16 protein-coding genes are annotated in these 21,815 nt (G+C 69.2%); 1 reads left to right on the forward strand and 15 read right to left on the reverse strand.

What is annotated here, in order from left to right; translation table 11 throughout:
• Positions 1 to 67: 67 nt before the first annotated feature.
• The 15 genes from RAMLITH_RS15450 to apbC form a co-directional block, all read right to left on the reverse strand.
• Positions 68 to 2,584, reverse strand: a complete 2,517-nt coding sequence (locus tag RAMLITH_RS15450) for an ABC transporter permease (RefSeq protein ID WP_168108326.1) — start codon at positions 2,582 to 2,584, stop codon at positions 68 to 70.
• Positions 2,584 to 3,453 carry a formate dehydrogenase accessory sulfurtransferase FdhD gene (locus RAMLITH_RS15455; protein WP_168108327.1) on the reverse strand — a complete coding sequence of 290 codons (870 nt, stop codon included), beginning with the start codon at positions 3,451 to 3,453 and terminating at the stop codon, positions 2,584 to 2,586. Before RAMLITH_RS15455 ends, RAMLITH_RS15450 begins: the two co-directional genes overlap by 1 nt.
• Before the next feature lie 120 nt (positions 3,454 to 3,573).
• A complete protein-coding gene (locus tag RAMLITH_RS15460) occupies positions 3,574 to 4,074 on the reverse strand; it encodes a hypothetical protein (protein ID WP_168108328.1) in 501 nt (166 codons plus the stop codon).
• 20 nt (positions 4,075 to 4,094) lie between these two features.
• A complete protein-coding gene (locus tag RAMLITH_RS15465) occupies positions 4,095 to 5,294 on the reverse strand; it encodes a formate dehydrogenase subunit gamma (RefSeq protein ID WP_168108329.1) in 1,200 nt (399 codons plus the stop codon).
• Positions 5,295 to 5,305: 11 nt separating this feature from the next.
• Entirely contained in the window at positions 5,306 to 5,539 is a 234-nt protein-coding gene (locus tag RAMLITH_RS15470; protein WP_168108330.1) for a hypothetical protein, read from the reverse strand.
• Entirely contained in the window at positions 5,536 to 6,153 is a 618-nt protein-coding gene (fdh3B, locus tag RAMLITH_RS15475) for a formate dehydrogenase FDH3 subunit beta (RefSeq protein ID WP_168108331.1), read from the reverse strand. The genes RAMLITH_RS15470 and fdh3B overlap by 4 nt, the downstream gene beginning before the upstream one ends.
• A 45-nt stretch (positions 6,154 to 6,198) precedes the next feature.
• Positions 6,199 to 9,171, reverse strand: coding sequence for a formate dehydrogenase subunit alpha (locus RAMLITH_RS15480; RefSeq protein WP_168108332.1), 2,973 nt, complete (start codon positions 9,169 to 9,171; stop codon positions 6,199 to 6,201).
• 85 nt (positions 9,172 to 9,256) lie between these two features.
• The gene (locus RAMLITH_RS15485; RefSeq protein ID WP_168108333.1) at positions 9,257 to 9,463 is read right to left on the reverse strand and encodes a formate dehydrogenase; all 207 of its coding nucleotides are present in this window, start codon (positions 9,461 to 9,463) and stop codon (positions 9,257 to 9,259) included.
• Positions 9,464 to 9,608: 145 nt separating this feature from the next.
• Positions 9,609 to 10,223 (reverse strand): TorD/DmsD family molecular chaperone, encoded by a 615-nt coding sequence (locus RAMLITH_RS15490; RefSeq protein WP_168108334.1) that lies wholly within the window; start codon positions 10,221 to 10,223, stop codon positions 9,609 to 9,611.
• A gap of 191 nt (positions 10,224 to 10,414) precedes the next feature.
• Positions 10,415 to 12,469, reverse strand: a complete 2,055-nt coding sequence (locus tag RAMLITH_RS15495) for a 4Fe-4S binding protein (protein WP_168108335.1) — start codon at positions 12,467 to 12,469, stop codon at positions 10,415 to 10,417.
• A complete protein-coding gene (locus RAMLITH_RS15500) occupies positions 12,429 to 13,082 on the reverse strand; it encodes a DUF3306 domain-containing protein (RefSeq protein WP_168108336.1) in 654 nt (217 codons plus the stop codon). The genes RAMLITH_RS15495 and RAMLITH_RS15500 overlap by 41 nt, the downstream gene beginning before the upstream one ends.
• A complete protein-coding gene (locus RAMLITH_RS15505) occupies positions 13,075 to 13,620 on the reverse strand; it encodes a DUF3305 domain-containing protein (protein ID WP_181017788.1) in 546 nt (181 codons plus the stop codon). The genes RAMLITH_RS15500 and RAMLITH_RS15505 overlap by 8 nt, the downstream gene beginning before the upstream one ends.
• 103 nt (positions 13,621 to 13,723) lie before the next feature.
• The gene (fdhF, locus tag RAMLITH_RS15510) at positions 13,724 to 16,621 is read right to left on the reverse strand and encodes a formate dehydrogenase subunit alpha (RefSeq protein WP_168108338.1); all 2,898 of its coding nucleotides are present in this window, start codon (positions 16,619 to 16,621) and stop codon (positions 13,724 to 13,726) included.
• On the reverse strand, positions 16,611 to 18,341 hold the full coding sequence (locus tag RAMLITH_RS15515; protein WP_168108339.1) for an NADH-ubiquinone oxidoreductase-F iron-sulfur binding region domain-containing protein: 1,731 nt from the start codon (positions 18,339 to 18,341) through the stop codon (positions 16,611 to 16,613). Before RAMLITH_RS15515 ends, fdhF begins: the two co-directional genes overlap by 11 nt.
• 141 nt (positions 18,342 to 18,482) lie before the next feature.
• Complete coding sequence (gene apbC / locus RAMLITH_RS15520) at positions 18,483 to 19,577, reverse strand: iron-sulfur cluster carrier protein ApbC (RefSeq protein ID WP_168108340.1); 1,095 nt, start codon at positions 19,575 to 19,577, stop codon at positions 18,483 to 18,485.
• A gap of 140 nt (positions 19,578 to 19,717) precedes the next feature.
• Here apbC and metG point away from each other — a divergent pair, with 140 nt between their 5' ends.
• Positions 19,718 to 21,814 carry a methionine--tRNA ligase gene (metG, locus tag RAMLITH_RS15525; protein WP_168108341.1) on the forward strand — a complete coding sequence of 699 codons (2,097 nt, stop codon included), beginning with the start codon at positions 19,718 to 19,720 and terminating at the stop codon, positions 21,812 to 21,814.
• Position 21,815: the final 1 nt, after the last annotated feature.

The following is a 21,815-nucleotide window of genomic DNA, read 5'->3' on the forward strand; positions in this document are numbered from 1 at the left end:
GATCTCCGCGCAGCCTTGCTCGCCCCGGAGTATTCCGGTGCGGGCACCGGCACACGGCCATGCCCGCCTACTGCGGTGCCCGCCGCAGCGTTTCGACCACGGGCCGGTTCAGCACCTCGCGCAGGCCCCACCACCCGGCGGCCAGCGCCAGCACGGCGCCAGCCAGGGCGCCGATCACGGCCACCCACGGCGAAGCCGTCCAGTCGAAGCCGAACGCATACCGTGCGAGGCCCCAACCCACGGCGCTCGCCACGAGGCTGGCGAGCAAGCCGGCCAGCAGGCCGACCCCGATCAGCTCCGCCCGCTGCACCTGCCGCAGCAGCGCGCTGCCGGCGCCGACGGCGCGCATGATGGCGAACTCGCGCGCCCGCTCCTCGCGCGTGGCCGTGACGGCCGCGAACAGCACCACGACGCCCGCCGCCAGCGTGAACCCGAACAGGAACTCCACGGCCCGGATCACCTTGTCCAGCACGCCCTGCACCTGGTTGATGGTGCTGGTCATGTCCACGTTGGTGATGTTCGGGAAGGCGCGCACCAGCTGGTTGTCGAAGCCCTGGCGCTCGGGCGCGCGGAACGCTCCCATGTAGGTGACCGGCACCTCGGGCATCTCGCCGACCGGATACATCACGAAGAAGTTGGCGCGCATCGAGCCCCAGTCCACCTTGCGCAGCGAGGTGATCCTCGAGTCCAGCTGCATGCCGCCGATGTCGAAGCGCAAGGTATCCCCGAGCTTGAGCCCCAGGGTCTTGGCGATGCCTTCCTCGACGCTGACCGCGCCCCGCTCCTCGGGCCGCCACTGGCCGGCGACCACTTCGTTGTGCGGCGGCGGTGCGGCGCTATGCGACAGATTGAATTCGCGGTCCACCAGGCGCTGCGCGCGGTTCTCCACGTAGTCGTCCGGCGAAACGGGACGCCCGTTCACGGCCACGAGGCGCCCGCGGATCATCGGATACCAGTCGAACTGACGCACGCCGGCCTCGCGCAGCGTGCGCTGGAAGGCATCGCTCTGTTCCGGCATCACGTTGATGACGAAGCGGTTCGGTGCGTCGGGCGGCGTCGCCTTCTGCCAGCTCGCGATCAGGTCCGTGCGCAGCAGCACCAGCAGCACCAGCGCCAGCAGGCCCACCGCCAGCGCGCTCACCTGCACCACCGCGTAGGCGGGGCGGGCGGAGATCTGGCGCACGGCCAGCACCAGCCAGCGCGGCGCGGTGTTCTCGTTCACGACCCGCCGCAGCACCTTCACCGCCACCCAGCTCAGGCCGGCAAACACGACGACGGCGGCGCCGAATCCGCCGACCGCGATCGCACCCAGCCAGAGGTCGCTACTCGCCGCCAGCAGCAGGGCCGCGAAGCCGGCGATGCCCACGCCCAGCACGGCGGCCGACGCCGGCTTGAGGTTGCCGACGTCGCGCCGGATGACGCGCAGCGGCGGCACCTGCGCGAGCTGCAGCACGGGCGGCAGGCCGAAGGCAAACAGCAGCGTGAGGCCCATGCCGAGACCGAAGCCGACCGGCCACCAGCCGGCCGCCGGCAAGGCGGTCTCCACCAGGCCCGCCAGCAGCAGCACGAAGACGAAGTGCACGCCGTAGCCGATCGCCACGCCCACCAGGCTGCCGACGATGCCGACGAGAGCGAATTCGAAGGTGTAGGCGAACGCGATGGTGCGCTGGCTCTGGCCGAGCACCCGGAGCATGGCGCAATCGTCGAGATGGGCGGCGGCAAAGCCGCGGGCTGCCAGCGCGACGGCCACGGCGCTCAGCAGCGCGGCCAGCAACGCGACGAGATTCAGGAATTTCTCGGCGCGCTCGAGCGTCTGCTTCATCTCCGGCCGGCCGCCCTCGAGCGACTCGACGCGCACGCCGCGCACCGTCGGACTCTTTACCTCCTCGGCGGCCCACGCGACGAAGCGTGCCACCTGGGCGTCGCTGCCGGCGACGGCGAACCGCCAGGACACGCGGCTGGCCGGCTGGACGAGGTTGCTGGCCGGCAGGTCCGCCTCGTTGATCATCACCCGCGGCGCGAAATTCACGAACCCGGTGCCGCGATCGGGCTCCAGCACGATCACGCGGGCGATGCGCAGGCGGATGTCGCCGAGCAGCAGCGGGTCGCCGGTCTTCAGGCCCAGCAATTCGAGCAGCGAGCGATCGACCCAGGCCTCGCCCGGCGCCGGAACGTCGCGGGTGCTGCTTGCCTTCGCCTCCGGTGCCGGGGCGGTCTGCAGGTTGCCGCGCAAGGGATAGCCCGCCGGCACCGCCTTCAGCGCCACCAGTTTGCTGGCGCCGCCCTGGGCGTCGGGCGCGCGCGCCATCGTCGGGAAGTTGAGGGTCGAGATGCCGGCCAGCCCCAGCGACCTCGCCTTGTCCACGAAGGCGGGCGGCGTCGGGTTGTCGCTGGCGACCACTGCATCGCCGCCGAGCAGTTGCCGGGCGTCGCGCGCCAGGCCGCCCTTGAGCCGGTCGGCGAAGAAGCCGACGGCGGTGAGCGCCGCGACGGCCAGCACGACGGCGACCAGCAGCAGGCGCAGTTCGCCGGCGCGCAGGTCGCGCCACAGCGTGCGCCAGCCGAGCCCCCAGGCCGACGTCATCACGCGACGGCGCGCAGCGGCGCGGGCCCGGCCAGTTCCGGCTGCAGCACCAGCCGCTGCGCGGCCGTGTAGCACAGGAAATGCTTGTTGGTCGCACGCCCGATCGCGCACAGGCCCAGGCGCTCCGCGATCTCGTGCCCCATCTGCGTGATGCCGCTGCGGGAGATGACGATCGGCACGCCCATCTGGGCCGACTTGATCACCATCTCGCTCGTGAGGCGCCCGGTCGTGTAGAACACGAAGGATGCCGGGTCGGCGCCGGCCAGCGGGCTGGCCGGGTCGTGCTGCTGCAGCCACAGCCAGCCCGCGATGGTGTCGATCGCGTTGTGGCGGCCCACGTCCTCGACGAACAGCAGCATCTGCTCGCCGCGGAACAACGCGCAGCCGTGCACGGAGCCGGCCGACTTGTACGTGCTTTCCTGCAGCCGGATCGCATTGACGATGCCGTAGAGCTGGGCCTGCGTCATGGCGGCCTCGGGCAGCGCGATCGATTCGATTTCGTCCATGAGGCCACCGAACACGCTGCCCTGCCCGCAGCCGGTGGTCACGACGCGGCGGGCGGTGCGCTCCTTGAGCCTGGCGATGCCGGCCCGCGTCTTCACGGCGGCCGCGCCCACGTCCCAGTCGACCGTGACCGAGCGGATGTCGGCCAGCGCGGGCACGAAGCGCTGGTTGCGCAGGTAGCCGAGCACCAGCCATTCCGGGTGCGCGCCGAGCGTCATCAGGGTCACCAGTTCGCGCTTGTCGACGTACAGCGTCAGCGGGCGCTCGGCCGGAATCGGGATGCGGGCGCGCTCGCCGCGCTCGTTCACCGTCTCGATCTCACGCGTCAGCGGCGCACGGGCAGAGGTGAGTTCAGGCAGGGCCATCGGTGCAGGCAAGGTGGGGGTCGGGCGCGGGCGCTCTTGGACAAACGGAACGCCCAAGGCTACAGCAAAAGGGCCGGCGCTGCCCCGCCCGGCCCCCGAAGGATCACGCCCCGGCGGTGTTCAGGGCTTCTTCTGCGGCGCCGTGGGCGCCGGCATCTGCCCCGAGTGCGGCTTCACGCTGGGCGGCGAGGCCGCGGTCCCGCTGGGCGAATGGGCACCCGCCGTCTCCAGCGGCTTTTGCTCCGGCGGGTTGTACGCGAACGGCCCCGGGTCCTGGCACGGCGGCGGCGGAGTGGCCGCAACCGGGGTCCCCGCGGCGCTGGCACCCGCGGCCGGTGCCGCTGCGCCGCTGGCGCCCGCCTGCGGCGCCGCGGGGGCCGCGACCGGCATGGCCGTGCCCGCCGGCGCCGGCTTCGCCTGCTTCCCGGCGTTGGCCTTGTAGAGCGCCGCGACCCGGTCCTGCGACTTGCACAGCAGGAAACCGTCGACCTTCGCCTGCCATGCGGCCTTGGCGGCCGTTTCGGCGGCCTTGGCCTTGGTGGCGTCGTCGGGCGGCGGCAGCTTGGCGGCCACGACGCCGCAGGCGATGGCCAGGGTCACCGGAAGCAGAACTCGTTTCATCGCTGTGTCTCCCGCCCGCTTCACGCCGGGCGAACGTTCTTGATGTCTTCGGGTGCACCGCCGGCGGGGCGGCTGCGCTGCGCGGGCACGCGCCCGGCCTGGATGTCTTCGTACCAGTACGCGTGATGCTCGCGCGCCCATTCGTCGCCCACATAGCCGTTGCGCATCGCGCGGTAGGCGCCGCGCACGCCGACGGTTCCCAGGTAGATGTGCAGCGCCAGCACGGACATCATCAGGACGGCCGCGATCGAATGCACCATGTGGGTCACCTGCATGGTCTGGCGGTCGTAGACAACGCCGGGAATCAGGTGGTCCATGACCAGGCCGGAGCCCACCGCGATGATGCCGAACAGGAACGTGCCGAGCCAGAAGACCACCTTCTCGCCGGCATTGAACCGGTGCGACGGCAGTTCCTGGCCGTTCTTGCTCAACGTCCCGCCCATCTTCAGCAGCCATTTCAGGTCGCCGCGCTGGGGCAGGTTGTCGCGCACGAAGGCGACGATGATGATCACCAGCGAGACGGCGAATACCGGCCCGGCGAAGTTGTGCAGGTTCTTCAGCAGGTACGTCAGCCAGCCGTACAAGGTCAGCCCGAGCACCGGCAGCATGAAGAATTTCCCGAAGGCCATGACCAGGCCGGAAACGGCCAGGATCACGAACGCGATCGCGTTGGCCCAGTGCGCCGAACGCTCGAAGGCGGTGAACCGCTCGATGCGCGCGCCGCCGGCCTCGGTGTCGCTGTGCCCGATGGGCCCGCGCGCGAGGAACAGCAGCGCCAGCGCGCCCAGGACGATGAGGAACAGCGCGCCGCCGTAGGGAATGATCCAGTTGTTGCGGACCTGCCGCCAGGCTTCGCCGGCCGTGGTCAGGCGCGACCCTGGATACTGCACCGGCCCCTGGATCAGGACGCCGGCCTCCGGCGCCTGCGACCTGGGCAGGCTGGAGTAGCCCTCGATGCCGCCGGCGACGCCGCGCCACATCGGCGCGTTGTTGCCCGGCTGGACGCGGTTGCGTTGGGCGTTGTTCTGCTTCATGTAGTCCGGGTCGGAGCTGGCGTCGGGCTTGACCTCGGGCTTCACGTCGAAGATGTTCTGGCCCTGGATGCCGCCCTGGGACGGCACGCCGGCGCCCGCCGGCGCCGGGTCGTCGGGCGCCTTGGTCTGCGCCACGGCCGCGAGGCTGAGCGCCAGCAGGGATCCCAGCAGCAGTGATCGCAACATGGCGGCCTTCCTCACCTGACCTTGGTGTATTCGTTCTGCCCGTTCACCGTGCGGGTTTTCAGCTGCTGCTCCCAGCTCGCCTTCTCGCCCTGCTTCCAGCCGGCAGCCGCGAACGGATAGCCGGTACCCTGGAACGCGGCGCTATCGACCTTCACGCCGCTTTCGAGCGTCTGCGGCTTTTCCGTGCAGCCGGCCAGCGCGGCCAGCCCGGCCGCCAGGAAGATGATGGTGATGCGCGGTTTCATGACTTGCCTCCCGGCGGCTGGCCCGCCTGCTTGGAACCGTAGGCCGTGCCCCAGCCCCAGGCTTCGGCACCCTTGCCACGCGTGATCACCCGGTTGCGGAAGATGTCCGCCACGACGTCGCCGTCGCCGCCGAGCAGCGCCTTGGTCGAGCACATCTCGGCGCACGCCGGCAGCTTGCCTTCGGCCAGGCGGTTGCGCCCGTACTTCTCGAACTCCGCCTGCGAGCCGTTGGCCTCGGGCCCGCCGGCGCAGAACGTGCACTTGTCCATCTTGCCGCGCACGCCGAACGTGCCCGACGCCGGGAACTGCGGTGCGCCGAACGGACAGGCATAGCTGCAGTAGCCGCAGCCGATGCACACGTCCTTGTCGTGCAGCACCACGCCTTCGTCGGTGCGGTAGAAGCAGTTCACCGGGCACACGGCCATGCACGGCGCGTCCGAGCAGTGCATGCACGCCACCGAGATCGACCGCTCGCCCGGGACGCCGTCGTTGAGCGTGACGACGCGGCGGCGGTTGACGCCCCACGGCACCTCGTGCTCGTTCTTGCAGGCGGTCACGCAGCTGTTGCATTCGATGCAGCGCTCGGAATCGCAGACAAATTTCATTCGTGCCATGTCAAGCCTCCCGATTCAGCTGTTGCGCTGTCTGTCCTGCCGTGCTCATGCCGTGACCTTCTCGACGTTGCAGATCGTCGTCTTGGTTTCCTGCATCATGGTGACGCTGTCATAGCCGTAGGTCGTCGCGGTGTTCACGGCCTCGCCGCGCACCACCGGCGCGGCCCCGCTCGGGTAGTACGGCAGCATGTCGGTGCCCTGCCAGCGCCCGGCGAAGTGGAACGGCATCCAGCACGTGTCCGGCCCGACGCGCTCGGTCACCAGCGCCTGCACGTTCAGCCGCGCGCCCGTCGGCGTCATCAGCCAGACGCGGTCGCCGTTGCGGATGCCGCGTTCGGCGGCCGCCTTCGGGTTGATCTCCACGAAGGCTTCCTGCTGCAGTTCGGCGAGCCACGGATTCGAGCGCGTCTCGTCGCCGCCGCCTTCGTATTCGGTCAGCCGGCCCGAGCTCAGGATCAGCGGGAACTTCTCGTGCACCTTGTCCGTGAGGTTCTTCTGCTGCAGCGTCTTGTACAGCGTCGGCAGCCGCCAGAACGCCTTCTTGTCGTCGTGCGTGGGGTACTTGGCGACCAGGTCCGGGCGCGTGCTGTAGATCGGCTCGCGGTGCTGCGGCACGCCGTCGGGGAAGTTCCAGACCACGGCGCGGGCCTTCGCGTTGCCGAAGACGTGGCACCCGTGGTTCTTCATGGCCACGCGGATGATGCCGCCCGACGAATCGGTCTTCCAGTTCTTGCCTTCGGCCGCGGCCTTCTCCGCGTCGGTGAGCTCGTCCCACCAGCCCAGCTTCTTGAGCAGCACATGGTCGAATTCGGGATAGCCGGTCTGGATGTCGGCCCCCAGCGACGCGGAGCCGTCCTCCGCCAGCAGGTTCTTGCCGTTGCGCTCCACGCCGAAGTTGGCGCGGAAGTTCCCGCCGCCGTCCATCACGTGCTTGCTGGTGTCGTACAGGTTCGGCGAGCCGGGATGCTTGAGCTCCGGCGTGCCGAAGCACGGCCAGGGCAGCCCGAAATAGTCGCCGGTCAGGTCGTAGCCGGTCTGCGCGTCCTTGACGTTGCCCTTGGCCTTGAGCGTCTTCACGTCGAACGCACCCATGTTGCGCATGTGAGCCTTCAGCCGCTCGGGGCTCTGCCCGGTGTAGCCGATGGTCCACACGCTGCGGTTCACCTCGCGCAGGATCTCCTCGGGCATGGGCTCGTCCATGCCCTTGACCTTCTGCATCTTGAAGTTCTTCGACAGTTCCTTGCCGAAGCCCAGCTTCTCCGCCAGCTGGTGCATGATCATCTGGTCGCTGCGGCTCTCCCACAGCGGCTCGATCACCTTCTCGCGCCACTGGATCGACCGGTTCGACGCCGTAACCGACCCACTGGTCTCGAACTGCGTCGCGGCCGGCAGCAGGTAGACGGCGCGGTTGGGGTTCAGGTCCTCCGGCTTGCCCGGCATCGCCGCCATCGCCGCCGTGGCGGACGGGTACGGGTCGATCACGACCAGCAGGTCCAGCTTGTCCATCGCCCGCTTCATCTCCAGCCCGCGCGACTGCGAGTTCGGCGCATGGCCCCAGTAGACGACGGCGCGCAGGTTCGGGTCCTGGTCGATCAGCTCGTTCTTCTCCAGCACCCCGTCGATCCAGCGCGAGACCGTGATCCCCGGCTTGCTCATCATCGCCGGGCTCGCGAAGCGGCCCTTGATCCAGTCGTAGTCGACGCCCCACACCTTGGCGAAGTGACGCCACGAACCCTCGGGGATGCCGTAGTAGCCGGGCAGCGAATCCGGATTGGGGCCGATGTCGGTAGCGCCCTGCACGTTGTCGTGGCCGCGGAAGATGTTGGCGCCGCCGCCCGACACGCCGACGTTGCCCAGCGCCAGCTGCAGGATGCACGACGCGCGCACCATGGCGTTCCCGATGGAATGCTGCGTCTGCCCCATGCACCACACGATGGTGGACGGCCGGTTCTTGGCCATCATCTCGGCGGCCTTGTAGATCTGCTCCTCGGGCACGCCGGAAGCCTCGAACACCTTGTCCGGCGTCCACTTCGCCATGACGTCGGCCTTCACCTCGTCCATGCCGTAGACGCGGTCGTTGATGTACTTCTTGTCTTCCCAGCCGTTCTTGAAGATGTGATACAGGATGCCGAACAGCACCGGGATGTCGGTGCCGGAGCGGAAGCGGATGTAGTGGTCCGCCTTGGCGGCCGTGCGCGTGAAGCGCGGGTCGCACACGATCATCTTGGTGCCCCGCTCCTTGGCGTGCAGCATGTGCAGCATGGAGACCGGGTGCGCCTCGGCGGCGTTCGAGCCGATGTACAACGCGCACTTGCTGTTCTGCATGTCGTTGTACGAGTTGGTCATGGCGCCGTAGCCCCAGGTGTTCGCCACGCCGGCCACCGTCGTCGAGTGGCAGATGCGCGCCTGGTGGTCGCAGTTGTTGCTGCCCCACAGGCTGACGAACTTGCGCATCAGGTACGACTGCTCGTTGCTGTGCTTCGACGAGCCGATCCAGTAGACCGAATCCGGGCCGCTCGCCTTGCGCAGCTCGAGCATCTTGGCGGCGATCTCGTCGTAGGCCTGGTCCCAGCTGATGCGCTGGTACTTGCCGTTCACCAGCTTCATCGGATAGCGCAGGCGGAACTCGCCGTGGCCATGCTCGCGGATCGCGGCGCCCTTGGCGCAATGCGCGCCGAGGTTCAGCGGCGAGTCGAACACCGGCTCCTGCCGCACCCAGACGCCGTTTTCCACCACGGCGTCGATCGCGCAGCCCACCGAGCAGTGGGTGCACACGGTACGCTTGACCTCGATCTTGCCCTGGCCGATGGCGGGCGCGCGGCCTTCGACGGCCTGCGCCTTCTTCACCAGCGCGAGCGACGAGGCGGCGATGCCGACCCCCACGCCCAGGCCCGACCGGCGCAGAAAGCCGCGCCGGTCCATCGTGGGCAGCGCCTGCGACAGGCCGCGCTGGAGGCTGTGGACGAACGGGGACCGGCCCGCCGCGTTGATCGAACCGTTCTTCTTGGTCAGCAACATGATGACGACTCCTGCCCGGGCGCGTCGCAGCGAGCGCCGGAACGATGTGAAGCGTGGAAACGCATGGACTGCCCGCGGGCGGGAGTCAGACGAGCGTGGACTGGTAGTAGCGCTTGACGTGATCGGTCACGTGGTAGCCGCCGCCGCGCGCCGGCGGCTCCTTGGCCTGCGGCGCAGGCTCGGCCTGGGGGGTGATGCCCGGAAGCAGGGTCGCCGCGGCGGCGACCGCACCGGCGGTGCCGGCTCCGGCGAACAAGGTCCTGCGTGACACGAGGCTCTTCGGCTGCTTCATCGTCTGTCTCCCTGTCTTCGTGGCGCATTCCGGATGCGCGGCTGGAATGTAATCCGCGCACCTGTTCAGTGCAATGATGGAAACCCCGCAGACAGCTTTGTGCAAGGTTCGCCGCCTTCTGCAGTGTGCCGCGCCTTGGAAAACCCTATTCCAGCATGTCGAACGCCTGCGCCTCGACGCTGGCGAACGCGCGGGCAAACCCCGCGAGCGCGCGATAGAAATTCGCTTTCGGATGAGCTTCGATCGCGTCGCACAGTTCGTTCACCCACGGCTGCAGGTGGGCGGCGAAGAACTCGCGCTGGCGCGTGAGATTGCTGACGGCGACGTCATCGCCGGCGATGAGGTAGCGCATCACCTCGCACAGGTAGGCAATGTGGTCTTCGGTCTCCGGCATCGCCTCGTCGCGCCCGAGGCCCAGCGCGGCCAGGTCCGAGCGCAGCCGCGCGAGCGACTTGTCGTTGAGGAAGCCGCTGAGGTAGTGCGAAGCGAACAGGTAGACCTCGGGCTTGCCGACCCCGCCGAACAAGGCAGCGTATTCCCCAGCCACGGCCTCGGGCGCGGTCTCGCGCGCGGTGCCGACGACCTGCCGCCACGGTTCCTCCAGGAAGCCGCCGGCGACCGGCGCCTCGGTGACCGCGACCCGCAGCGCATCGAGCAGTTCGGCCGGCGGCGGAGCATAGAACAGCTGGGCCAGCAGGCCGTAGACCTCGGCGCGGGCGGTTTCCTCGTCGAGGGCGGAGGAGACGGGAATGGATTTCATTGATGTGTTGGGGTCAGAGCCCGATTTCGTTCACCACTTTCACGCTTCGGAGCCATCTTCGTCCTGAATCGGGATCTGACCCCAAGGTCTCACGAGGTGTCGGGGTCAGAGCCCGATTTCGTACATCGTTGTTTCGCTCCGGAGGCATCGAGGTCCTGAATCGGGATCCGACCCCAAGGTATTCATCTAGGTTAGAGATCCGTGATCTTCACTTCGTCGGTCGCGGAGTAGATGTCGATCACCCGGCAGTCGCCGCACATCTTGAGCCGCTCGGCGGCGGCCCCCTGGAACATGGGATGGCCGCCCAGGCGCGCCAGCATCGCCTCGATCGCCTTAAGCGTGCCGAAGGGCTTGCCGCAGCGCACGCAGGCGTAGGGCTGCGCTTCGTTGAGCACGCGGGCCTCGCGCCGCTCGCGCGCCAGCAGCAGCCGCGGCTCGAGCGTGATCGCCTGCTCCGGGCAGGTCCGGGCGCACAGGCCGCACTGGACGCAGTTCTTCTCGATGAAGCGCAATTGCGGGAGCGCCGCGTTGTCCTGCACCGCGCTGGCCGGACAGGCACTGACGCAGCTGAGGCACAAGGTGCAGCGGTCTTTGTTCACCTGCACGCTGCCGAAGGGCGAGCCACGCGCCGGCATGGGCACCACCGCCGGCCGCAGCGGCGCGTATTCCACCAGATGGTCGAGCGCGAGTTCCAGCGTCGCGCGCTTCTCCGGCGCGAGCGAAAACTGCGCCGGCCGCTCCGGCGCCGCGGGACGCTGCCGTACCAGCAGCTGCAGTTCCTGGTCGAGGTCGCCGAGCGTGCGGGCCTGCAGCAGCGTGAAATGGCGGCCGTCGTAGCCCAGGCCGCCGAGCACCGCCTCGGCAACGTCCATCTGTTCGCGCAGCGCGTCCAGGTACTGCGGCGCCTCCTCGCCAGTCGTCAGCACGGCGACCTGCGATGCACCCATCGCCACGGCGCTCAGCCACACATCGACGCCGAGGCTCGCGGTATGCCACACCGACATCGGGATCACGTTGGCCGGAATGCCTTGCGCGACGCCGAGCTGGGCGGCCCGGCCGACCTCTTCGACCAACGCCTGGCCACCTTCCTGGCTGTGCAACAACAGCACCGGGGCCTTGCCGCCCGCCTGCAGGTACGTGGACAGCAGCGTGCGGATCTTCAGACCTTGCGCGGCAGCCGTGGGATAGGCGTAGCTGATGGCGCCGGTGGGGCACACCGTGGTGCAGGCGCCGCAGCCCACGCAGAGGTTGGCGTTGACCTTGACCTGCTGGCGCGACGCGTCGCTCGTGATCGCCTCCGCGGAGCAGACCTCGATGCAGGCATTGCAGCCCACCTTCTCGTTGCGGCTGTGCGCGCACAGCTTCTGCTTGTAGGCGAAGAATTTCGGCTTCTCGAATTCGCCGACCAGCTCGCGCAGCTTGAGCACCGTCGGCAGCGCCGCCGCGGCCCAGTTCGCGGCAGGCACGTGGTAATAGCCTTGCGGCCGTGCGTGCTGGAGGAACGCCGGGGCCGGACGCAAGTCCAGCACGAGGTCGAAGCGCTCGGTGAGCGCCTGCGCCTCGCGCCCGAAGTCGATGGCGCCCGCCACCGTGCACGCCTTCACGCACTGGCGGTGGCCGGTGCACAGCGCCGCGTTGATCTGGTAGTCCAGGCCGATCGCGCTCTCGGGGCAGGCGACGACGCACGCGTTGCAGCGCGTGCACAGGTCCAGGTCGATCGGGTTGCCGGCCGTCCATTGCAGCTCGAACGCGCCGAGCCAGCCGCGCAATGCATCGATGCGCCCGCCCAGCACAGGGTAGCGCCGCTCCTGCGCGCCGGCGCCGCCTTGCGTGAAGATGGTCACGTCGAGGACGTCGGCAACGAGCGCGGCTGCGCGCTCGGCATCCTCCATCGCTCCGATCACCAGCAGGCGGCCCGCGCTTCGGTAGGTCACCGTTGGCACCGGATCCGGGTCCGGCAGGTGCGCCGCGGCCAGCAACGCCGCGATCTTGGGCATCGCCTTGCCCGCATCCCGGCTCCAGCCGCCGGTCTCGCGGATGTTGACGAACCGCACGGGGGCGACGGCGCCCTCGGTGCGCTCGCCGATCTCGGCGAACAGGCGCTTCTCCTGGGTGCACGCCACGACCACCTCGCCGCCACCCTGGATCACCTTCTGGAAGGCGCCGGCTTCGCGGCGGCACAGGCTGGAGTGGAGGGTCAGATCCTCACGCAGCGCCTTGCCCAGGGCCCCCGGCTGCAGGGGCATCGTCTTGTTGCAATCGCAGATCAGGGTCGGCATCGTTGGGCGGCGCGGCAGCGGCATCGGAAACGGTGGTGGACTGTGCCACGCTTCGGGCAGCGTGGTTATCCGCAACATCCCTCGGCTGGCCCGGCTGCGCGCCGGCTTCCGGCGGTCCGGGCGGCTCGTCGAACAGGCGCAGGAAGGAGGCGCTGGCGAGCTGGCGCAACATGCTGTCGGGCATCGGATCGGGCCGGGAATAGTCGTCGATGTAGACGTCCATGCCGTCCATGACGTTGTAGCGCGGATCCGCGAACAGCTTCTTCATGGCGGCGTTCTTGACGTCGGCGGCGACGTCGCGGGTCGCGAAGCGGCTGAAATCGGACTCTGCGGTGAGGGCCTGCACGTCATCCATCGTCGGCGGCGGCGGTTCGTCGGCTGCCGGCACCGGCACTTCCGCAGCCGGCGCCGGGGGCTGCGCCACGACGGCGGCGGGCGCGGGATCCGCGGCCGCGGCCGGCAGCGCGGACACAACGGGCGCTCGCGCCGCGGCAGCTTCGGGCGGCTCCTCGGGCAGGGGCCGGCCATCGCGGGCGTCGAGCTTGCGGCGCGACCAGCGGCCCAGGAAGCCGTCACTCATGTCCGCCACCGAATTTCTTTTCGGTCGTTACCGAGGCCGGATTGCCGAACCGGTCCTGCAGCGCCCGAAAGCTCTGCGGCCGGCGCCGCTTCTTCGGCTCCTGCACGTAGTGCTGGTCGACGAAGGCGCGGACCCACTCGATCACGTCGGGCGGCGCCGGCACCTGCTCCACGGTTTCCTGCGCGTCGAGCCAGCGCCCGGCGTCGTGGTAGCTCAGCGTCACCACCACCGGCCGGGGAATCGGCTCGGCCGCCAGGCCCGGTTCTTCCTCCATCCGCCACATCACGAACCAGCACGGCGCGGGCGTGGTGATGTTCAGGTAATAACCTTCGGCGTCATCGCGGAACAGCTCCACGGTGAAGCCGGGATGCAGCCAGCGCTCGCCCGCCTCGTCCTGCACCAGCAGGCGCGGGCCGGTGCCGAAGGAGGGCTCGTGCGGCACGACGTCTTCCAGCGTCCAGCGCCAGGGCTGCCACCGGTTGGCGAGCCGCTCGCGGCGCATGATCACCGCCACTTCCATGCTGGGACGCTCTGTCATCCGGCGCACTGTAATTGATCGGGCCCACGGGCGCCCTCGGGGGAAGCACTGGTGCCGGCACGGACTCTCGACCGCGGTGCCGGCCGCGTTCACGCAAACGCGCTCACGCGATGGCCACGCCTTCGATCGCGACGGCGCAGTACTTGAACTCGGGGATCTTGCCGAACGGGTCGAGCGCCGCGTTGGTCAGCAGGTTCGCCGCCGCTTCGGCGTACGCGAACGGAATGAACACGCTGCCAGGCGCCGTGCCGTCGTCGCGCCGCACCTGCAGTTCGACTTCGCCGCGCCGCGAGCGCACGCGGATCGGCTGGCCCGGCGCGAGGCCGAGCGCCTCGATGTCCGCCCCGCACAGGCAGGCCGTCGCCACCGGCTCGATGGCATCGAGCACGGCCGAGCGGCGCGTCATGCTGCCGGTGTGCCAGTGTTCCAGCTGCCGGCCGGTGATCAGCACGAACGGGAAGGCGGCGTCGGTCTGCTCGTCGGCCGGCACGAGGCCGGCCGGCACCAGCTTCACCCGGCCGTCCGGCGTCGGGAAGCGGTCGACGAACACGATCGGCTGGCCGGGGTCGTCCTCGCCGAGGCAGGGATAGGTGACGCTGCCTTCGCGCTCCAGCCGCTCCCAGCTGATGCCGCCGATGGCGGCATGCTGCGCCTGCCGCATCTCCTCGTAGACGGCCGCGACGCCGGCGTCGGGGCCCGGATAGTTCCAGGCGAGGCCCATCCGCCGCGCCATCTGCTGGATCAGCCACAGGTCCGGCTTCGCCTCGCCCGGTGCGGCTATGGCCCGGCGTCCCAGCTGCAGCATGCGGTCGGTGTTGGTGACGGTGCCGGTCTTCTCCGGCCAGGCAGTGGCCGGCAGCACGACGTCGGCCAGCCAGGCGGTCTCGGTCATGAAGATGTCCTGCACCACCAGGTGTTCCAGCGCCGCCAGCGCGGCGCGGGCGTGGTTCAGGTCGGGATCGCTCATCGCCGGGTTCTCGCCCGCGATGTACATGCCGCGGACCTTGTGCGGATCGCCCTGGGGCGCCAGCGCCTTGTGCATGATCTCGACCACGGTGTAGCCCGGCTGCGCGTCGAGCCTGGTGCCCCAGAACTGCTCGAACCACGCATGGGCGTCGTGGTTGTCCACCCGCTGGTAGTTGGGGAACATCATCGGGATCAGGCCGGCATCGCTCGCGCCCTGCACGTTGTTCTGGCCGCGCAGCGGATGCAGGCCGCTGCCCGGCTTGCCGATCTGGCCCGCCACGGCGCACAGCGCGATCAGGCAGCGCGCGTTGTCGGTGCCGTGGACATGCTGGCTGACGCCCATGCCCCACAGGATCATGGCGCTGCGGGCCGTGGCAAAGGCGCGAGCCACTTCGCGGATGGTGGCGGCCGGAATGCCGCACACGCCCTCCATCGCTTCGGGGCTGAAGCGCGCAACGCCCTCGCGCAGTGCCTCATAGTTGCTGGCGCGCTGCGCGATGAACTCCTCGTTGGCAAGTCCCTCCTGGATGATCGTGTGGATCATCGCGTTGAGCAGCGCGACATCGCTGTCCGCCTTGAACTGCAGCGTCCGCCACGCGTGCCGGCTGATCTCGGTGGCGCGCGGATCGGCCACGACGATCTTCGTGCCCGTCCTGGCCGCGTTCTTCATCCAGGTCGCGGCCACAGGATGGTTGCTGGTCGGGTTGGAGCCGATCACGATGATCAGCTCGGAGTGCTGGATGTCGTTGACCTGGTTGCTCACGGCGCCGGAGCCGACGCCTTCGAGCAGCGCCGCGACGCTGGACGCATGGCACAGGCGCGTGCAATGGTCGACGTTGTTGCTGCCAAAGCCGGTGCGCACCAGCTTCTGGAAGAGGTAGGCCTCTTCGTTCGTCCCCTTGGCCGAGCCGAAGCCCGCGAGCGCCTTGGGCCCGTGGCCATCGCGCAAGGTCCTGAGCTTGCCGGCCGCGAAATCGAGCGCCTCGTCCCAGCTCGCTTCGCGGAACACTTCGCTCCAGCGCGCCGGGTCGCGCCTGACATTGCCGTCCTTGGCGACCCCGGACTTGCGGATCAGCGGCTTCGTGAGCCGGTGCGGATGATGGGCGTAATCGAAGCCGAAGCGCCCCTTGACGCACAGGCGGCTGCCGTTGGCCGGGCCGTCACGGCCGTCGACGGCCACGAGCTTCCCGTCCCGGACCTTGTAGGTGACGAGGCACCCGACGCCGCAGAAAGGACACACCGACGCCACTTCGCGGTCGACCCGCTGCGAGCCGACCAGCGTCCTGGGCATCAGGGCGCCGGTGGGGCAGGCCTGCACGCACTCGCCGCAGGCGACGCAGGTGCTGTCGCCCATGGCGTCGCCGAGATCGAACACGACGATGCTGTCGGCGCCGCGCCGGGCATAGCCGATCACGTCGTTGACCTGCTCCTCGCGGCAGGCGCGCACGCAGCGCTTGCACTGGATGCAGGCGTCGAGGTTCACGGCCATGGCCGGGTGCGACAGGTCGGGGACCGGCTGATCGCGGCGCAGTGCCTTCAAGGCGGAGCGCGCGGTGACGCCCAGGCGCGCGGCCCATTGGCTCAATTCGCCGTGCTGGCCCGGGAGACCCTCACCCCCACCCTCTCCCGCAGGCGGGAGAGGGGGCTCTTCACTCCCTCTCCCCGCTGGGGAGAGCGAAGCGAGGGGCCGGGGTGGGGTGAGGGGCGCGTCCGTCCACTTGTAGCCCTGCTCCGGCATGTCTGCCAGCATCAGCTCCAGCACCATGCGCTGGCTCTTGAGGGCGCGGTCGCTGTCCGACTGCACCTTCATGCCCGGCGTCACGGCCCGGCAGCAACTGGGCGCCAGCACGCGCTCGCCGGCGATCTCGACGACGCAGGCGCGGCAATTGCCGTCCGGCCGGTATCCGTCCTTGTGGCATAGGTGCGGGATGGCTACGCCGGCGCGGCGGGCCGCTTCCAGGATGGTGTCGCCCTCCACGGCCTTCACGGCGGCGCCGTTCAGCTCGAAGTCGACGAGCGGGAGATCAGATTTCATGGGCGAAATAGTCCTGCACGCAGCGCACCGGGTTCGGCGCTGCCTGGCCGAGGCCGCAGATCGACGCGTCGGCCATCACCTGGTTCAGGTCGGCCAGCGTCGCGTTGTCCCAGCCGGGCGCCTCCATCAGCTGCGCCGCCTTGGCCGTGCCGACCCGGCACGGCGTGCACTGGCCGCAGCTCTCGTGGGCGAAGAAGCGCATCATGTTCAGGGCCGCGTCGCGCGCGCGGTCGTGCTGCCCGAGCACGATGATCGCCGCCGATCCGATGAAGCAGCCGTGCGGCTGCAAGGTGTCGAAGTCCAGCGGCACGTCGGCCAGCCGCGCCGGCAGGATGCCGCCGGAAGCACCCCCGGGAAGATAGGCGTACAGCTCGTGGCCCGGCGCCATGCCGCCGCAGTATTCGTCGACCAGTTGCCGCAGCGTGATGCCGGCCGGCGCCAGCTTCACCCCCGGCTGCGCGACGCGGCCGCTGACGCTGAAGGACCGCAGTCCGCTGCGGCCGTTGCGCCCGGCGCCGGCGAACCATTCCGGCCCTTTCTCGAGGATGTCGCGCACCCAGAACAGCGTCTCGAAGTTGTGTTCCAGCGTTGGGCGACCGAACAGCCCCACCTGCGCCACGTACGGCGGGCGCAGCCGCGGCTCGCCGCGCTTGCCTTCGATGCTCTCGATCATCGCGGACTCTTCGCCGCAGATGTAGGCGCCGGCGCCGCGCCGCAACTCGATGTACGGCAGCGGGCAGGGCGGGTCGGCCTGCAGCGCGGCAAGTTCGGATTCCAGCATCACGCGGCACGAGTGGTACTCGTCGCGCAGGTAGATGTAGACGGCTTCCGTGCCCACCACCTGCGCGGCGATCAGCATGCCTTCCAGGAAGCGGTGCGGATCGCGCTCCAGCCAGAACCGGTCCTTGAAGGTGCCGGGCTCGCCTTCGTCGATGTTGACGGCCATGAAGCGCGGCCCCTCCTGCCCGCGCACGATCCGCCACTTGCGGCCGGCCGGAAAACCGGCGCCACCCAGCCCGCGCAAGCCGGAGTGCTCCATCGCGCGCAGCACGTCCTCGGCATCGTCCTCGCAGTTCACGACGGCCGCGGCCGTCGAATAGCCGCCGGCGTCGCGGTATTCGCGGTAGCCGATGAAGCCGGCCGGAGCGCCGGCCGCGCCGCACTGCGCCGGCGGCCGCTGCAATTCGTTCGCGGCCGCCTGGGCGACCACCTCCGGCGTCGCCTGCGGTACGGCCACCTGCCCCACCAGCGCGGCCGGCGCCTGCTCGCAGCGCCCGATGCAGGGCGCGGCGACCACCCGCACGTCGCGGCCGACCAGGGATGGCAATCGGGCCAGCAGGTCGCGCGCACCGGCCATCTCGCACGACAGGCCCTCGCACACGCGCACCGTCAGCGCGGCGCCGGGCTCATCGCCCGGCAGCAGGTCGAAGTGGTGGTAGAAGCTCGCCACTTCCATCACCTCGGCCATGGGGATGTTCATTTCGCGCGCCAGCGCCACCAGGTGCCGCTCGTGCAGCCCACGCCAGGCGTCGTTGAGGCGATGCAGGTATTCGATCAGCAGGTCGCGCCGGTGGCCCTCGGCCGGGCGCGGGCCGATCAGCGCCCGCACTTCCTGCAGCGCGCCTTCCTGCGGCTGGCGCCCCTTGAGCTGGCCCGCGCGCCGCAGCCCGCGGCGCAAGTCATCGGCCGTGCCCAGGACCGTGGGAGCACCGTCGTTCATGATCTCGTGGAGTCAAAGAAAAAATCGTAGCAGGCCGGGCGGGGCCGGCCTTGCCGTCACGCAAAAGGACGCGAATGTGGCGCCCGGACGCGCCATTGTCGGGCTTGGGACGCCGGTGCCACGCTCCGGCCGTGCCTGGCCTCAGGTTTCCTTGGAAATCTTGATGCTCGGGAACTTGGCCGAGAAGTCCTTGGACTTGGCCGCGATCTTGATTGCCACCTGGCGGGCCACGGCCTTGTAGATGCCCGCGATCTCGCCGTCGGGCTCGGCGACCACCGTCGGCTTGCCGCCGTCGGCCTGCATCCGGATCCTGATGTCCAGCGGCAAGGCGCCCAGGTAGTCCATCCCGTACTCGGTCGCCATGCGCTGGCCGCCGCCTTCGCCGAAGATGTGCTCGGCCTTGCCGCAGTTGCTGCACACGTGCACTGCCATGTTCTCGACGATGCCCAGGATCGGCACGCCGACCTTCTCGAACATCTTGATGCCCTTGCGGGCGTCGAGCAGCGCGATGTCCTGGGGCGTCGTCACGATCACGGCCCCGGTCATCGGCACGCGCTGCGACAGCGTCAGCTGGATGTCGCCGGTGCCCGGAGGCATGTCGACCACCAGGTAATCGAGGTCCTTCCAGTTGGTCTGGCGCAGCAGCTGCTCCAGTGCCTGGGTCGCCATCGGGCCGCGCCAGATCATCGCCTCGTCGGCCGCCACCAGGAAGCCGATCGACATGACCTGCACGCCGTAGTTCTCGAGCGGTTCCATGGTCTTGCCGTCGGCCGACTCGGGCCGGCCCTCGATGCCCAGCATCATGGGCTGGCTCGGGCCGTAGATGTCCGCGTCCAGCACGCCGACGCTGGCGCCTTCGGCCGCGAGCGCCAGCGCCAGGTTCACGGCCATCGTGCTCTTGCCGACGCCGCCCTTGCCCGACGCCACCGCGACGATGTTCTTCACGCCCGGCAGCAGCTGCACCCCGCGCTGCACCGCGTGGGCCGTGATCCTGCTCGTGATGTGGGCGGAGACGTTCTTCACGCCCGCCACCCCCTTGGCGGCGGCGACCAGCGCCGTGCGCAGCGCCGGGATCTGGCTCTTGGCGGGGTAGCCCAGCTCGACGTCGAACGAGACGTCGCCGCCCTCGCTGACCTGGAGGTTCTTCAACGCCTTGGTGCTGACGAAGTCCTTGCCGGTGTTGGGATCGATGACGCCCGAGAGGGCCTGGAGCAGCTGGTCTTGGGAAGCGGACATGGGTGTGGTATTCCTCTGCGGCAAGTGTAGCGAGTCCACCTCGGCCGGCCGGCCAAGCCCCCGCCCGGCCAAGGGCACCCGGGCCGCCCGGCCGGCCGGAAGCCGTCGCCTAGAATTCCAGGTTCCCCGGAAAGTCCCCCATGCCCGCACAGCGCAAGCTCTTCGTCACCACCGCCCTGCCCTACGCCAACGGCAAGTTCCACATCGGGCACATCATGGAATACATCCAGGCCGACATCTGGGTGCGGTTCCAGCGGATGCACGGGCACATGGTGCATTTCGTCGGTGCCGACGACGCGCACGGGGCGCCGATCATGATCGCGGCGGAAAAGGCCGGCAAGACGCCGCAGGCCTTCGTCGCGGAGATCGCGGCTGGCCGCAAGGAGTACCTGGACGGGTTCCACGTCCGGTTCGACAACTGGCATTCCACGGACAGCCCGGAGAACACCGAGCTCGCGCAAGGCATCTACCGCAGCCTGAAGGCGGCCGGCCTGATCGCCACCCGCACCATCGAGCAGTTCTACGACCCGGTCAAGGGCATGTTCCTGCCGGACCGCTACATCAAGGGCGAGTGCCCGAGCTGCCACGCGAAGGACCAGTACGGCGACTCGTGCGAGGTGTGCAGCAGCGTCTACGCGCCCACCGACCTGATCGAGCCGTACTCCACGCTCAGCGGCGCGAAGCCGGAGCTGCGCAGCTCGGAGCACTTCTTCTTCAAGCTGTCGGATCCGCAGGTGGTGGAATTCCTCAAGGCCTGGACGCAGGACGGCAAATTGCAGCCCGAGGTGGCGAAGAAGGCCAGCGAGTGGTTCGAGGCCGGCATGGCCGACTGGGACATCAGCCGCGATGCGCCTTACTTCGGCATCGACATCCCTGAGGCTCCCGGCAAGTACTTCTACGTCTGGCTCGATGCGCCGATCGGCTACCTCGCCAGCCTGAAGAACCACTTCGACAAGGGCCAGGCGAAGAACCATTGGCACGAGGCCTCGCGCACCGGCGCGAGCTTCGACGACTTCGTCGCCGACCCGTCGGTGGAACAGGTGCACTTCATCGGCAAGGACATCGTGTACTTCCACACCTTGTTCTGGCCGGCGATGCTGCAGTTCTCCGGCCGCAAGACGCCCGGCCAGGTCAACGTGCACGGCTTCATCACAGTCAGCGGCGAGAAAATGAGCAAGAGCCGCGGCACCGGCATCGACCCGCTGAAATACCTGTCGCTCGGGATGAACCCCGAGTGGCTGCGCTACTACATCGCCGCCAAGCTCAACGGCAAGGTCGAGGACGTCGATTTCAATCCGGACGACTTCATCGCCCGCGTCAACGCCGACCTGGTCGGCAAGTACGTCAACATCGCCAGCCGCGCCGCGAAGTTCATTCCCGGCGGCAAGCTGGCCGCCAGCGACTTCGGCCGCTTCAATGCCGCCGCCCGGGTGGAACACGTGGCGCAGTTGTACGAAACACGCGAATACGGCAAGGCCCTGCGCGAAATCATGGCGCTGGCCGACGAGGTGAACCTGCGCTTCGACGGCGCGGCGCCGTGGAAACTGGTGAAGGAAGATCGCCGCGCCGAGGCCGCCGAAGTCTGCTCCGAGTGCATCGAGCTGTTCAAGGTGCTGACGGCCTGCCTCAAACCGGTCCTGCCCGAACTGGCGCGGCAGGCGGAATCCTTCCTGCGCTGCGGGCCGCTGGACTGGCGCAATGCCGCGGCGCCGCTCGGCGAAGGCCACCAGATCGGCGAATACAAGCACCTGATGCAGCGGGTCGAGGGCAAGCAGATCGACGCGCTGTTCGACGTGCCGGCGGAAGCCGGAGCGGCCGCGCCCCCACCCCAGCCCTCCCCCAAAGGGGGAGGGAGCGAACAAGGCGCCGGCGAGCCGGGCGGCGAGGCGATCGGAGGCGATATCTCGATCGACGAATTCGGCAAGGTCGACATGCGCATCGCCAGGGTCGTCGAGTGCAAGGCGGTCGAGGGATCGACCAAGCTGCTGCAACTGACGCTCGACGTCGGCGAGGGCCGCACGCGCAACGTGTTTTCCGGCATCGCCTCGGCCTACAAGCCCGAGGACCTCACGGGCCAGCTCGTCGTCGTCGTGGCCAATCTCGCCCCGCGCAAGATGAAGTTCGGCGTGAGCGAAGGCATGGTGCTGTCCGCCAGCCACGGCGACACGAAGGCCAATCCCGGCATCTTCGTCTTGAAGGCATGGCCCGGCGCCCAGCCGGGAATGCGGGTGCGGTAAC

Source organism: Ramlibacter lithotrophicus (assembly GCF_012184415.1).
GTDB lineage: Bacteria > Pseudomonadota > Gammaproteobacteria > Burkholderiales > Burkholderiaceae_C > Ramlibacter > Ramlibacter lithotrophicus.

Bases quoted from the DNA above. Each gene is read 5' to 3' on its own strand.
- RAMLITH_RS15450 (WP_168108326.1), bottom strand. From the start codon at position 2,584: ATGACGTCGGCCTGGGGGCTCGGCTGGCGCACGCTGTGGCGCGACCTG.
- RAMLITH_RS15455 (WP_168108327.1), bottom strand. From the start codon at position 3,453: ATGGCCCTGCCTGAACTCACCTCTGCCCGTGCGCCGCTGACGCGTGAG.
- RAMLITH_RS15460 (WP_168108328.1), bottom strand. From the start codon at position 4,074: ATGAAACGAGTTCTGCTTCCGGTGACCCTGGCCATCGCCTGCGGCGTC.
- RAMLITH_RS15465 (WP_168108329.1), bottom strand. From the start codon at position 5,294: ATGTTGCGATCACTGCTGCTGGGATCCCTGCTGGCGCTCAGCCTCGCG.
- RAMLITH_RS15470 (WP_168108330.1), bottom strand. From the start codon at position 5,539: ATGAAACCGCGCATCACCATCATCTTCCTGGCGGCCGGGCTGGCCGCG.
- fdh3B (WP_168108331.1), bottom strand. From the start codon at position 6,153: ATGGCACGAATGAAATTTGTCTGCGATTCCGAGCGCTGCATCGAATGC.
- RAMLITH_RS15480 (WP_168108332.1), bottom strand. From the start codon at position 9,171: ATGTTGCTGACCAAGAAGAACGGTTCGATCAACGCGGCGGGCCGGTCC.
- RAMLITH_RS15485 (WP_168108333.1), bottom strand. From the start codon at position 9,463: ATGAAGCAGCCGAAGAGCCTCGTGTCACGCAGGACCTTGTTCGCCGGA.
- RAMLITH_RS15490 (WP_168108334.1), bottom strand. From the start codon at position 10,223: ATGAAATCCATTCCCGTCTCCTCCGCCCTCGACGAGGAAACCGCCCGC.
- RAMLITH_RS15495 (WP_168108335.1), bottom strand. From the start codon at position 12,469: ATGCCCCTGCAGCCGGGGGCCCTGGGCAAGGCGCTGCGTGAGGATCTG.
- RAMLITH_RS15500 (WP_168108336.1), bottom strand. From the start codon at position 13,082: ATGAGTGACGGCTTCCTGGGCCGCTGGTCGCGCCGCAAGCTCGACGCC.
- RAMLITH_RS15505 (WP_181017788.1), bottom strand. From the start codon at position 13,620: ATGACAGAGCGTCCCAGCATGGAAGTGGCGGTGATCATGCGCCGCGAG.
- fdhF (WP_168108338.1), bottom strand. From the start codon at position 16,621: ATGAAATCTGATCTCCCGCTCGTCGACTTCGAGCTGAACGGCGCCGCC.
- RAMLITH_RS15515 (WP_168108339.1), bottom strand. From the start codon at position 18,341: ATGAACGACGGTGCTCCCACGGTCCTGGGCACGGCCGATGACTTGCGC.
- apbC (WP_168108340.1), bottom strand. From the start codon at position 19,577: ATGTCCGCTTCCCAAGACCAGCTGCTCCAGGCCCTCTCGGGCGTCATC.
- metG (WP_168108341.1), top strand. From the start codon at position 19,718: ATGCCCGCACAGCGCAAGCTCTTCGTCACCACCGCCCTGCCCTACGCC.